Source organism: Streptomyces sp. NBC_00582 (assembly GCF_036345155.1).
Lineage (GTDB): Bacteria > Actinomycetota > Actinomycetes > Streptomycetales > Streptomycetaceae > Streptomyces.
Genome location: NZ_CP107772.1, coordinates 2870227 through 2883202, shown reverse-complemented (window position 1 = coordinate 2883202; position 12976 = coordinate 2870227). Strand labels below are relative to the sequence as shown.

Sequence of the window (12976 nt, the reverse complement as noted above, 5' to 3'; positions counted from 1 at the left end):
CCTCCGTCAGGTACTCCTAGCCTGACGGAGTCGTACGAGAGACGTACGGGAACCCAGAGGAACGGGGAGGTGCGACCGATGACTGTCACCGGCACCGGGGCCGCTCGACGCGGCCAGACGATCGTCCAGCTCACCCCCGCGGTCTCCGGCTGACCAACCGACCTCTTCGCGCGTGCGTGCGTGCGTGCCGCCGGGGCCGCCCTGTGAAGGGTTTCCCTTGCCTCTTTCCCGTCCTTCCGACGCTTCGTCAGCATCCTTGCCTGAATCCGCCGCATCCGCCGCGTCCGCCGCAGGCGCGGCATCCGATGCATCCGCCGCATGCGCGTCGTCGCACCCGCTCGCCGTCCTCGGATGGGACGAGGAGTGGGCGGCCGCGTTCGTCCCCCACGCCGAGCGGGGGCTGGTGCCCGGCCGGGTCGTACGGGTCGACCGCGGTCTGTGCGATGTGGTCACGGCGGCCGGTACGGTCCGTGCCGACACCGAGTTCGTCGTCCCCCACGACCCGATGAAGGTCGTCTGCACCGGCGACTGGGTCGCCCTCGACCCCGAGGGCGCCGACCCGCGGTACGTACGGACCCTGCTGCCGCGCCGTACCGCGTTCGTCCGCTCCACCTCCTCCAAGCGGTCCGAGGGACAGATCCTCGCCGCCAACGTCGACCACGCCGTCGTCGCGATCTCCCTGGCCGTGGAACTCGACCTCGGCCGCGTCGAACGGTTCCTGGCGCTGGCCTGGGAGTCCGGCGCCCGGCCCGTCCTCGTGCTCACCAAGGCCGACCTGGTGCCCGACCCGGTCGTGCTGGCGCATCTCGTCCAGGACGTCGAGAACAGCGCCCCCGGTGTGCCGGTGCTCCCCGTCCGGGCCCGCGACGGCGTGGGCGTCGAGGAGCTCGCCGCGCTCCTCGGGCGGGGCACGGCCGTACTGCTCGGCGCGTCCGGAGCCGGCAAGTCCACCCTCGCGAACGCGCTCGTGGGCGCCGAGGTGATGGACGTCCAGGCCACCCGTGACCTGGACGGCAAGGGCCGGCACACCACGACCACCCGCAATCTGCTGCCGCGGCCCGGCGGCGGCGTCATCGTCGACACGCCCGGACTGCGCGGGGTCGGCCTGTGGGACGCGGGCGACGGGGTCGGGCAGGTCTTCTCGGAGATCGAGGAGCTCGCCCGCGGCTGCCGGTTCCACGACTGCGCGCACGACGCGGAACCGGGGTGCGCGGTGCGGGCCGCCGTCGAGGACGGGGAGCTGGCCCCGCGCCGGCTGGACAGTTACCGCAAGCTGGTCCGGGAGAACCAGTGGATCGTCGCCAAGTCCGACGCCCGGGTCCGGGCGGACATCCGCCAGGACTGGAAACGCAAGAAGGCCGAGGGCCGGGCGGCCGGGGACGCGAAGCGGGGACGCGGCCCCTGGCAGCCCGCCCCGCCCAGGTGACCCCTGCGCGTCCCTCACGGCCCGGCCGGTTGCGCCGATCACCGTCACGTCCGATTTCCGCCAGCGAGGTTCCCGTCCCGGGCGAAGACTGGAGGGCATGACGGGACAGGACACCAGGGACGACAGCGCGTACGACACGCGCTACGAGGCGGTGCGCAGCCGGGACGCCCGGTTCGACGGCGCGTTCTTCTTCGCCGTCGAGACGACCGGCATCTACTGCCGGCCCAGCTGCCCCGCCGTCACCCCGAAGCGGCACAACGTGCGCTTCTTCACCACGGCCGCCGCCGCGCAGGGCTCCGGTTTCCGGGCCTGCCGGCGGTGCCGCCCGGACGCCGTGCCGGGCTCCGCCGACTGGAACGTACGCGCCGACGTGGTGGGCCGGGCCATGCGGCTGATCGGCGACGGCGTCGTGGACCGGGAGGGCGTCGCCGGGCTCGCCGTACGGCTCGGCTACAGCGCCCGCCAGGTGCAGCGGCAGCTCACCGCCGAACTCGGCGCGGGCCCCGTCGCCCTCGCCCGCGCCCAGCGCGCCCACACCGCGCGGGTGCTGCTCCGCACGACCGGGCTGCCGGTCACGGAGATCGCCTTCGCGTCCGGGTTCGCCAGCGTGCGCCAGTTCAACGACACGATCCGCGCCGTGTACGCGGCGACCCCGACCGAGTTGCGGGCCGCCGTGCGCACCTCCCGCCGTACGGCCGGCCCGGCCGCGGGGATCCCGCTGCGGCTCGCCCACCGCGGCCCCTACCGGACGGGGCCGGTCTTCGATCTGCTGGAGCGGGAGGCAGTGGCCGGGGTGGAGGAGGTGAGCGGACCGGTCGGCGGACGGACGTACCGCCGGACGCTCCGTCTCCCGCACGGCACCGGGATCGTCGCCGTCGACGAGCGCCCGGGCACCCCGGGCCGGGCCGGCGCCCTCCACCCCGGCGGCTGGCTCGACGCCCGGCTGCGCCTCACCGACCCGCGCGACCTCACCACCGCCGTCCAGCGGCTGCGCCGGCTGTTCGACCTCGACGCCGACCCGTACGCCGTCGACGAGCGCCTCGGCACCGACCCGGTGCTCGCCGCGCTGGTCGCCGCCCGGCCCGGGCTGCGCGCGCCGGGGGCCGCCGACCCCGAGGAGTACGCCGTACGGGCCCTGGTGGGCCGGGCGCAGGCCGAGCGGCTCGTCCGCGCCCACGGCAAGGCCCTCGACGCGCCCTGCGGGAGCCTCACCCATCTCTTCCCGGAACCGGCCGCCCTGACGGAGGCCGTCGGTCCGCTCGCCGTCGCCCTCGCGGACGGCCGCGTCCGCCTCGACCCGGGCGCCGACCGCGACGACGCCGAGGCCGCCCTGCGCGCCGTACCCGGTCTGGACGGCCGTACCGTGGCGGCGATCAGGGCGCGTGCCCTCGGCGACCCCGACGTGGCGCCGCCCGGCGCGGACGTACCCGACACCTGGCGTCCCTGGCGGACGTACGCCCTTCACCACCTGCGCGCAGCGAAGGAAACGCGATGACCGGCACCGAGCCCCTGTACTGGACCAGCGTCGACGGCCCGCTCGGCCCCCTGCTGCTGACCGCCGCGCCCGACGGCGCCCTGACCTCGCTCTCGGTCGAGGGACAGAAGGGCGGACGCACCCTCCCGGACGGCCTGCGGCACGACCCCGGGCCCTTCCGCGCCGCCGGGGAACAGCTCGCCGCCTACTTCGCCGGAGAGCTGAAGGAGTTCCGGCTGGAGCTGCGCGCCGAGGGCACGGCGTTCCGCGAGCGCGTCTGGGCCGCCCTCGACACCGTCCCCTACGGGGCGACGACGACGTACGGCGAGATCGCGGCCCGCATCGGAGCCCCCCGCGCGGCCGTACGGGCCGTCGGCGGGGCGATCGGCGCCAATCCGCTGCTGATCCTGCGCCCCTGCCACCGGGTGATCGGCGCGGACGGCTCCCTCACGGGGTACGCGGGGGGCCTGGAGCGCAAGATCCGGCTGCTGGAGCTGGAGGGCGTGCGGCCGTGAGAAAAACAGGGGGCGGCTGCGTCCGGAACGGCCCCGTGACGGCCGTCCGCCGGGTGCCGGGGACCTTCCCGCGTCCGGCGTGGGCAGTCCCGCGCCCCGGTGCCTCCGGTCCCGTCACCCGGTTGCACACGCCCTTCCCGTCCCCGTCCTGAGCTGGTCTTTCGTGCCCGCCGCGCCTATCGTCGCCGCAGCGGAAGAAGGCTCCGGGGAGGGGACATGACGGGTCGTCACATTCGTACCGTCGACGACGTGCTGAGGCCAGACGGGAGCGCCGGTAGAAGGCCTCGTCGGGGAGTTCCGAGCCCATCCGGCCGGCGGCGACGCAGGAGAGGGCGAGGTGACCGAGGGCGGCCTCGCCTACACGCCCGAGTCCCTGCGCCGGATCTTCGGCGATCTGCGGGAGATCGAGCTGCGCGGGATGCGGGAGCAGGGGCCCGAGTCTCCGTGCTTCGGGGAGTCCTTCCTCTGGACGGCGCTGTTCCGCCGCGACGGGTGAGCCCGGTGGGGTGCGCGGCGGGGCGGGGCGGGCTCAGCCCCACAGCACCGCACCCAGCCAGGCGCCCATGATCAGCAGGCAGGTGAACAGTTCGGTGCAGACGCTGGAGCCGCCGGAGCGCATGGCCCTGCGCAGGGCCGCGCGGGCCTCGCCGTGCCGGCCCAGACGGAGACGCTCGCAGAGATAGACGCCGCCCATGAAGCCGGGGATCGCGCCGAGCACGGGCACCAGGAAGAAGCCGAGGAGCGCGCCGACGCCGGCGTACACCGCCATCCGGGGCGTCGCGCCGCTCTCCCGCAGCCGGCGGGGCGGCAGGGCCCAGCGCACCACCTGGCTCAGGAACAGCGCGACGGTGGCGCCCACGAGCACCCACCAGGCGACCGGCTGCGGATCCTTCAGCGCCCACCACAGGACCGCGGACCACACCAGCCATGAGCCCGGCACCCCCGGCACCAGCACTCCGCACAGGCCGAGCAGGATCACCAGACCCACCAGCAGGAGTTCCCACGCTCCCATCTGCCCAGAGTGCCGGAGTCGCGGGGAACCCGCAGGTCAAGAGGTTCGCGGTGACCGTCGACCGGTCGCCCAGCCGCGTTCGTGGGCGACCCAGCCGAGCTGGAGCCGGGTCGACACCCCCGTCAGCTCCATCAGCCCCTTCACCCGGCGCTGTACGGTCCGCAGGCCCAGGTCGAGCTGTTTGGCCACGCTCGCGTCGGTGAACCCCGCCAGCAGCAGGGAGAGGATCTCCAGGTCGGTGGCGTCGGGGCCGGCCGGGCCCTGCTCCACCACGCCGTCCGTGCCCAGCCCGAGCGGCAGCGCGTCCCGCCACACCGACTCGAACAGCCCCGCCAGCAGCTCCAGCAGCCCGCTCGCGCGCACCACCAGCGCGGCGGGCTCCGCCGAGCGGCCGGTGAGCGGGACCAGGGCGAGCGAGCGGTCGGCCACGACCAGCTCCGTCGGCACCCGCTCCACCACCCGCACCTGCTCGTCGCGGCCGAGCACGGCGGCCAGCCCCGTCATGCCGCCCGGCCGGTGGAGGACCCTCCGCTCCAGGACGACGCGGTGGCGCACCCCGCGCTCGGCCGCCCGCTCCACCGCGTCGCTCTCCACCCCGGTCACGGCCGACGGGGTGGCGGTCACCAGCGCACACACCTCGTCGCTCGCGCCGAGCCGCAGCTGAAGGAACCGCCGGGACACCGCCGCCGCCCCCGTCACCACCTCGACCGGGGCGCGCTCGGTGTCGTCCTCGCCGAGGGCCGGCCGGCGCGCCGGATCGGGTACGTCGGCGGCGCCCACCGCCACCGGCGCCCGGTAGGCGGACTCGTGCGTCTCGTCGAGTCCCCTCGCTCCCAGCATCGGGTGCGGTCCCTCCTCCGGCGTCCGGGCGTCCCAGGGGGTGGCGGGAAGCGGTCACGGCGTGAACCCGCCGTCGCGCATCGCCGCCGTACCGCGGGTCACTCTGCCAAGGTGTGGCCACGGCGGGAAGACTTCGATCACGCACTGATCATCCAGCGCGCCGATCCAGGGCGATCGTCACCCCGGGCGCTCGTACGGACTTTCGACGGTGGGGCATTTTCCGGATGCCCCGTTTCCATCCGGCCCGTGCGGTGGACAATTGGGGGCATGAGCCAGCAGGGGGGAAGGCCCACCGGTCCCGAGGACGACTGGTGGGGGCAGCTGTACGACGACTCCACCGCGGACACGGGCCCCGCGCCCACCGCGGACTCCCTCGACGACCGCTTCGCCTCGGCGGCGGGAGCGGTGCGCACGGCGGGTCCGTCGGACACGGTCCCACCGCAGCGCACGGAGCCGGACCGCGCGGCGGCGGACGCGCGGACCGACTGGTGGCTCGCCGACGACGCGGCCACGGCCCCGGCACCCCCCGGCACACCGCTCCCCCCACCCCGCCCCGCGACACCCCCCACCCCGGCCCCCACGCCCCCGCCGACCGCAGGTCCCGCACCGGCACCGGCCACGGGGACCGAGCCGACTCCGCCGTCGCCACCCACCCCTTCGACGAGCGGCGCAGCCGCCCCCGCCACCCCCGCCCCCACCGCCTCCACCAGCGGAACCGTCGTCCCCCGGGCCGACACCGCGCCGGATCCCGCACCCCCTCCCACCGCTCTCGATCTGCCCGTCCCGTTCGACGACGCGCCGGGGTACGTCGGGTCGCGGCCGCCGACCTACGACGCCGAGCCCACCGCGCTGCCGACCGCCGACCCCGACGCCCTGGACGACCTCGTCGCGGACACCGTGCTGGACGGGGCCCGGTACGGCACCTGTGCGCTCAGGGCCGTGTCGGTGCGCGGGGACTCCGCGCGGTACCGGGGCGAGCCGCGCCGGGACTCCCTGCTCATCGCCCGTTTCGGCACCGGCGAGCACGCGCTGGTGCTGGTCGCGATGGCGACCGGCGCACGGGCCACGCCGGGCGCGCACCGGGCGGCCGCCGAGGTGTGCCGGTGGATCGGGCGGGCCGTGGGCCGCAGCCATGTGCGGCTCGCGCAGGACATGCGGGCGGCCCGGCGCGGCGACCTGAAGTCCGGGCTGCACCGCCTGACCGACCGCAGCCTCGGCCGGCTCCGCGCCGGCGCCGCCGAACAGGGCCTGGAGCCCGACGCGTACACGGCCACCCTGCGCTGTCTGCTGCTGCCCGCCGACCCCGACTGCCGGACGCGGGTGTTCTTCGGGGTGGGCGCCGGCGGCCTGTTCCGGCTGCGCGGAGGGGAGTGGCAGGACCTCGAACCGAGGGTCGGCGAGATCGCCGGCGAGCCCGTCGTCGGGTTCGGCGCGCTGCCCGCGGAGACGCCCGAGGGCGACCGGCTCACCATGGACTTCGGCGTCCCCACCCCGCCGAGCCCCTACGCACCGGCCCCCGAGCCGCCCCGCGACCCCTTCCGGTTCCGGGCCTCCGTGGCCCGGCCGGGTGACACCCTGCTGATGTGCACGGGCGGCCTCGCCGACCCCCTGCGCGGCGAGCCCGCGCTCTTCGCCCACCTCGGGGAACGCTGGTCGGACCCGGCCCCGCCCGGCCTCGCCGCGTTCCTCGCCGACACCCAGGTCCGGGTCAAGGGCTACGCGGACGACCGTACGGCGGCCGCCGTCTGGGAGGCGTGAGCGGACCGGCGCGGCCACTGTGGAGGGATCGAGGCCCTGCGGAGGCGATGCATTCCGGCCAACTTCGACGGGGGCCGGGAAGCGGGCCCGTGCGGGGGCGGCCGGCGGGCCGCGCGGGCGTACGCCCTTCTCGGGCGCGGCTGTGCCGTCGTACCGCGTCACCACCGCACGGTAACCGGGTCCGTACGCTACGGAAACGGGCGCCGCCCCTGGTGATCCGGCCGGACCGCGCACGGGGGGCGCGGTCCGGCCGGCCGCTTGTGCGCCCCCTCGAACATGGCCGAACACCCGGGCGTGGACGATTCGACATGACTGGCGCCGTGCCGACCGGGCATGGATCCCCGTGAACGTGTTCGAGCAGGAGGGGAACCGACATCGGCACGCGGGCGGGGGTCATGAAGAGGCAGGCACGGGGCAGCGGTCGGACGGCGATCGCGGGCACCTCGGCGGCAGAGCGGGACACGGAGAGCGCGGAAGGGGACGACACCGTCGACGCGCAGCTCAATCGCAGACTCGGACGGGCGGACCTGCGGGCGGTGCCCGAGGCGCGCCGCGCGCTGCGCGAGCTGCTCCAGGGCTGGGGGAAGCCGGGCCGCTCGGAGACGGCGGAACTGCTGACCAGTGAGCTCGTCACCAACGCACTCGTACACACCGACGACGACGCGGTCCTGACGGCCACCGTGTCACCGGCGGGCCTGCGGGTGGAGGTGCGGGACTCGGTGCCGGGCCGCCCGCGACCGACCGTGCCGAACACCGACGACGGCACGCACGGCCGGGGCCTGGTCCTGGTGCAGTCCCTCGCGGACTCCTGGGGGGTCCGGGCGCAGGGCGCCGGGAAGGTCGTCTGGTTCGAACTGGCCGCCGGGGCGGCCTGAGACACAGCAGTGCGAGGCAACGGGAAGGGGGCGCGACCGTGATGGTCGCGCCCCCTTCCCGTGGTGTCACCCGCCGGCCGTCGGCCGGACCCGGGAGATCAGCCGAACTGCTGCTCCAGGTCCTTGAGCTTGCGCTCCAGGGAGTCCAGGCGCGGCAGGGCCATGGTGTCGTCCTCGGCCGTGAGGTCGACGGAGTACGCGTCGGAGGACTGACGGACGGGCTGCAGCGAGGGCCGCTGACGGACCGGAAGCTGCTCGGGCGCGCCCGCTATGGCAGGCTCCGCGGAGACCCGCTCGGCCGTGGCCGTGGCCGGCTCCAGAGCCGCCGCCTGACCGGGCTCGAGCTGGCGGCCACCGCCGCCACCGCCGCCACCGCGACCGGGCCAGCGGCCGTGACCGCGGCTGATCGCCTTGAGCTGGGCCCGCTCCAGGCGCTGCTCCTCGCGGCGGCGCAGCTTGGCCTCCTCCTTGCGCGCCTTGTCGTCGCGGACCTCCTCGACGGCCTCGTCCAGGCTGCGCACGTTCTCGAGGAGCATCAGCGACCAGGCCTTGTAGGTCTCGCGGGGGGCCCGCAGCCAGCGCACCACACGGATCTGCGGCAGCGGACGGGGCACCAGGCCCTGCTCGCGCAGCGCGGCACGGCGGGTCTGCTTCAGGGCCCGGTCGAACAGCACCGCCGCGGAGAGCGACATGCCGGCGAAGAAGTGCGGGGCGCCCGCGTGGCTCAGACCCCTGGGCGCGTGGACCCAGTTGAACCAGGCCGCGGCGCCGGCGAACGTCCACACGAGTATCCGGGAGCCGAGGGCCGCGTCACCGTGGCTGGCCTCGCGCACCGCGAGGACGGAGCAGAACATCGCCGCGCCGTCCAGGCCGAACGGCACCAGGTACTCCCAGCCGCCGGAGAGGCCGAGGTTCTGTTCGCCGAAGCCGACCAGACCGTGGAAGGAGAGCGCGGCGGCGACGGCCGCACAGCAGAACAGCAGGACATAGGAGGCGGTGCCGTATATGGCCTCCTTGCGCCTGCGGCGCTCCTCGCTGCGCTCCCAGGAGTCGTCCGTCGTCTTGGCGTGCTCCCCGGACCGCTTGCTCCGCGCGAGCACCGCCACCGCCGCCAGCATGCCCAGGAGCAGTACGGCGCCCGGAAGCAGCCAGTTCAGCGATATGTCGGTCAGTCTCATCTGGGTCCCTTGCATTGGGATAGGGCGTAACGCCCGCCATAGTGGCCCACTCCCGCCGTCCCTCAGGGGGTTTCGGGGCAAGAGGCCGCCAAGGAGGTGCAAGGGGATGCCCAGGGCGACGTTCTAGCTCGAACTGCCGCTTGAGGGGCGGGAGTTGAGTTCGAACAAGACTACCCGTACGGGTGGTTCCGCGGAAAGTTCCCGCGGCGGGTGAGGAAATTGTGAATCAGCTGTAACCGTAGGGGAGTCTCGTCCGGGTGATCTTACGTCAAGCACATATCGGCCGTTCCCCCGGGGGTGCCTGAGGGCGTCTCAGCCCGCGGCGGCCGCGGTGAGCCGGCCGACCCGCTCCGCGTCACAGGTGCGCGGGCAGGTGGCGCAGGTGTCCTCGGGGCGCACCGTGTAGAACATGCAGCAGCTCGCCCGGTCCCGGGTGGGCAGCGGATCCCCGTCCGGACCGGTCAGTTCACGGAAGGCGGCCGAGCCGACGTACGGCTTGGTGGCGCCCGGCAGCAGCAGCTCCAGTTCCCGCCGCGCCCGCTCCTGCTCGCCGTCGCCGAACAGATGGGCGACGTACCACAGGCCCTCGACGATCTCGTCGGTCACCATGCCCCACAGGGCGCGCCCCCGCCGCCGCGCCCGCGGCCCGAACCCGGCGAGCAGCGGTTCGTGGTGTTCGGCCACCGCCGCCCGCACCTCGGCCCGCAGCGCCTCCTCGTCCGGCACCACCCGGGCGCCGGGCAGCCCGGCCGCCGGGTCACCGGGCAGACAGGCGAACGACGACGGCGCGCGCACGGCCATCCGCATGCCGTCGCCGGTGCGGTCGTAGGAGACGTGCGTCACGGGGTGGCGGGGCACCCTGCGGTGCAGGAACCAGGGCACGGTGATCAGCAGGCAGGCCGGCCAGGCGTACCGGTGCAGTCCGAAGCTCGCGATCACGTCGGGGCGCGCCCGCTGCCCGTAGTCCCGGACGACCTGGGCGTCGTCCCAGGCCAGGAAGGCGTCCAGGGCGGTGCCGCCCGCGGCGAGTTCGGCCGCCGTGACCCAGCCGCCGCCCACCGGTGCCGGCGTGCCGGGTGCCAGTTCCGTGACGGTCAGGCCCGGGTAGGCCTCGGTGAGGCGGGCGTAGGACTCCGCTGTGACCGACGGGGCTGAAGGCATGCCGGGACCACCGTTCCAGGAGTGAGGCAAGGGACATGATTGAAAGGTAAGCCTAACCTTACTCACTATGGCCGGGATTTGAACTGACGGCCAGTGCGCCTATGGTTCTTGACGGGCGAGTAACAACCCGCCGTAATCTCCCCAAGTACCGACACGTCCGCCAGGAGGACCCGTGAAGCAGGGCACGCACGGCTCCGCCGGGACGGGGACTCCCCAGGAGGACCCCGCTCCGGCGCGCGTCCCGGCCCAGCAGCGGTCCGTCTCCTCCCGGGAACTGGACCGGGAACCGTGCGGTCCGCGGGGCGCCGCCCGCGGGGAGCACACCCACAGCGAGACCCCCCTGCCGCGCCCGAGGCCCGTCGTCCAGCGGGCCTCCGTGCGCGGGCAGATCCTCGACGCGCTGCGCACCGCGCTGGTCTCCGGCGAACTGCGCCCGGGCGAGGTGTACTCGGCGCCGGTCCTCGGCGAGCGCTTCGGGGTCTCGGCGACCCCGGTGCGCGAGGCGATGCAGCAGCTCGCGATGGAGGGCGCCGTCGAGGTCGTGCCCAACCGGGGGTTCCGGGTCGTCGAGCGGGGCGCGCGGGAACTCGCCGAGCTGGCCGAGGTACGGGCGCTGATCGAGGTGCCCGTGATGCAGCGGCTGGCCCGCACCGTGCCCGCCGAGCGCTGGACGGAGCTGCGGCCGCTCGCCGAGGCGACGGTCCGCGCGGCCCACTCCGGCTGCCGGGCCACGTACGCCGACGCGGACCGCGTCTTCCACCGGGCCCTGCTCGCCCTCGCCGGCAACGAACAACTCGTCGCCGTCGCCGAGGACCTGCACCGCCGCGCCCAGTGGCCCCTGGTCGGCTCCCCGGCCTCCCGCGGCCGCGCCGACCTCCTCGCCGACGCCATGGAACACCTCGCCCTGCTGGACGCCCTGTGCGCGGGGGAACCGGAGGCGGTCCAGACGCTGGTGCGCAAGCACTTCGCCGGCGCGGCCTGAGCGGAGGGCCGCCGCCCGGGGCCGTGGGCGGGTGCGGGGCCGTCGTGGCCGGTCGCCCGGTTCCCCGCGCCCCCGCGGGGCCCGGCCCGCCGGTGTCACACCCTTCCGCTAGCGTCCCTCCATGACCGACGGAATCGCTTGGATCGACGGGCTCTTCGACGACCTGGGTTTCTCGCTCACCCTGGTGAAGGGGATGGACGCCGGGGAACTCGCCGTACGTCTCGGCGCCCGCCCGGGCACGTTCATGGACGCCGACACCACCGCGCGGATGCTGGACCTGTCGCCCGGGGAGTGGGACCTGCCGGACCTCGCCATGGTGGGGGACACGGGCAACGGCTGGGCGTTCGCCGTCGAGCCGCCCACCGCCACCGACCGCCCCGACCGGCTCGGACCGGGGAGGGACCTCTGGTCGACGCACACGGTCGTCAACGTCTGGGACAGCACCATGGACCCGCCGGTCATCCGGGTCAACGTCGACGGCCGGCACGACTGGTCGCTCACGGAGTTCCGCACCGACGACCGGCACCACCCGCTCACCCGCCGCCTGGTCGCCGAGGGGCTCTTCGTCGACGCGCCGCACACCGTGCACCGGGCCGACGGCGTCGGGACCGACGCCGTCTACCGGGCCGTCGGCGACCACTACGGGCTCACCCTGCCCCGGCGGGCGATCCTCGACCGCCGCCTCCCCCATGTCTTCACCGAACCCGTGACGCTGGTACGCCCCCGGGTGAAGTGCCCCGTGTGCGGGGGACAGTTGATCGCGCACGGCGGCGGGAACCGGCAGCCGGGCGAGTACCGGCTGGTGTGCGCGTTCTACAAGGTCACCGGAGTGCGGGGGTACCCGCCGGAGGGCTGCCCCGGCGAGATCCCCGCCCCCGTGCCGCCGGACCTGGTGGAGGTCGCACGCAACCTCGCCTACGACAAGGTCGTGCTGCCCGACGGGAGCTGACCTACGCCGTCGCCGCGGGCGGCGGCGCCAACTGCCCCGCCAGCCAGGTCGGTACGCCGCCCAGCAGCCGGAACAGCCGCCGCGCCTCCTCCTTCAGCCGGGAGGCCTCCGGCTCGGTCTCGGTGTCCGCGAGCGAGACGAGCGCCGGCGCGGTGCCCACCAGGTACCCCAACTCCTCCCGGATCCGCAGGGATTCGGCGAAGCCGTGGCGTGCCTCCGCCAGTTCCCCGTCCCGCAGGGCCAGCCCGGCCAGATGCCGCCAGGTGAACGACAGCAGCAAAGCGTCGGAGTGGGCGGCCGCGGCCGTGTGGGCACGCCGGTACGCGGCCCGCGCGGCCTGCGGGGACCGCGCGATGTTCTCCGCGATGAGCCCGCGCCGGAAGTCCAGCAGCGCCCGCCCCGCCGCGTCCGGCGGGATCAGCGCCGCCGCCCGGCCCAGCGCGGCCCGGGCCTCGTCCACCCGGTCGCGCACGGCGTGGAGCGTGGCGGAGTAGGCGAGATAGCCCCGTTCACAGGCGGCCGCGCCCCGTTCCTCGTCGCTGTGCGCCAGCGCCTCCGCCGTGCGCAGGGCGTCCTCGGCGTCCTGCCAGCCCTGCTCGGTGTACAGACACCGCTCGACGAGCAGCGCGGCCCGCTGGATCGCGCCCGGCGCGGTGTCCGCCGGCAGCAGGGCCGCGGCGTCGACCCAGCAGGCCCGCGAGCGCAGCCGCCACACGGCGATCTGGACGGGATCGTCATCTGCGGTCGTTCCGGTACCAGACATGGCGGAGTACGCCACGTTGCCCTCCCCGAGCGCGCCGTCGAGC

The 12976-nt window shown here is 75.0% G+C and carries 12 protein-coding genes and 1 pseudogene; 8 read left to right on the top strand and 5 right to left on the bottom strand.

The window, feature by feature from the left end:
* Positions 1–256: 256 nt before the first annotated feature.
* The 4 genes and pseudogenes from rsgA to OG852_RS12460 form a co-directional block, all read left to right on the top strand.
* Entirely contained in the window at positions 257–1426 is a 1170-nt protein-coding gene (rsgA, locus tag OG852_RS12475) for a ribosome small subunit-dependent GTPase A (RefSeq protein WP_133914498.1), read from the top strand.
* A gap of 97 nt (positions 1427–1523) precedes the next feature.
* Entirely contained in the window at positions 1524–2921 is a 1398-nt protein-coding gene (locus OG852_RS12470) for a bifunctional transcriptional activator/DNA repair enzyme AdaA (protein ID WP_330347960.1), read from the top strand.
* Complete coding sequence (locus tag OG852_RS12465) at positions 2918–3415, top strand: methylated-DNA--[protein]-cysteine S-methyltransferase (RefSeq protein WP_133914496.1); 498 nt, start codon at positions 2918–2920, stop codon at positions 3413–3415. The genes OG852_RS12470 and OG852_RS12465 overlap by 4 nt, the downstream gene beginning before the upstream one ends.
* Positions 3416–3758: 343 nt before the next feature.
* Positions 3759–3911, top strand: a pseudogene (locus OG852_RS12460) (SAM-dependent methyltransferase); the annotation flags it as partial.
* A 33-nt stretch (positions 3912–3944) separates the two neighbouring features.
* On the opposite strand, the gene OG852_RS12455 reads toward OG852_RS12460, so the two are convergent.
* Positions 3945–4427: a DUF456 domain-containing protein gene (locus tag OG852_RS12455; RefSeq protein ID WP_133914495.1), complete on the bottom strand. Its 483-nt coding sequence runs from the start codon at positions 4425–4427 to the stop codon at positions 3945–3947.
* Positions 4428–4463: 36 nt separating this feature from the next.
* Positions 4464–5267 carry a LuxR family transcriptional regulator gene (locus OG852_RS12450; protein ID WP_330347959.1) on the bottom strand — a complete coding sequence of 268 codons (804 nt, stop codon included), beginning with the start codon at positions 5265–5267 and terminating at the stop codon, positions 4464–4466.
* Between the two features lie 267 nt (positions 5268–5534).
* On the opposite strand from OG852_RS12450, the gene OG852_RS12445 reads away from it, so the two are divergent.
* Both OG852_RS12445 and OG852_RS12440 read left to right on the top strand, forming a co-directional pair.
* A complete protein-coding gene (locus OG852_RS12445) occupies positions 5535–7025 on the top strand; it encodes a PP2C family serine/threonine-protein phosphatase (protein ID WP_330347958.1) in 1491 nt (496 codons plus the stop codon).
* A 395-nt stretch (positions 7026–7420) separates the two neighbouring features.
* Entirely contained in the window at positions 7421–7900 is a 480-nt protein-coding gene (locus tag OG852_RS12440) for an ATP-binding protein (RefSeq protein ID WP_133914492.1), read from the top strand.
* 98 nt (positions 7901–7998) lie between these two features.
* On the opposite strand, the gene OG852_RS12435 is transcribed toward OG852_RS12440, so the two are convergent.
* Complete coding sequence (locus OG852_RS12435) at positions 7999–9078, bottom strand: DUF2637 domain-containing protein (RefSeq protein ID WP_133914491.1); 1080 nt, start codon at positions 9076–9078, stop codon at positions 7999–8001.
* A 312-nt stretch (positions 9079–9390) separates the two neighbouring features.
* Positions 9391–10239, bottom strand: coding sequence for a (2Fe-2S)-binding protein (locus OG852_RS12430; protein WP_133914490.1), 849 nt, complete (start codon positions 10237–10239; stop codon positions 9391–9393).
* A gap of 172 nt (positions 10240–10411) precedes the next feature.
* On the opposite strand from OG852_RS12430, the gene OG852_RS12425 reads away from it, so the two are divergent.
* Positions 10412–11221, top strand: a complete 810-nt coding sequence (locus OG852_RS12425; RefSeq protein WP_133914489.1) for a GntR family transcriptional regulator — start codon at positions 10412–10414, stop codon at positions 11219–11221.
* Positions 11222–11342: 121 nt separating this feature from the next.
* Positions 11343–12170 carry a hypothetical protein gene (locus OG852_RS12420; protein WP_330347957.1) on the top strand — a complete coding sequence of 276 codons (828 nt, stop codon included), beginning with the start codon at positions 11343–11345 and terminating at the stop codon, positions 12168–12170.
* A gap of 1 nt (position 12171) precedes the next feature.
* Here the strand turns inward: OG852_RS12420 and OG852_RS12415 are convergent, their stop codons facing one another.
* Positions 12172–12933, bottom strand: a complete 762-nt coding sequence (locus tag OG852_RS12415) for a hypothetical protein (protein WP_133914488.1) — start codon at positions 12931–12933, stop codon at positions 12172–12174.
* Between the last annotated feature and the right edge of the window lie 43 nt (positions 12934–12976).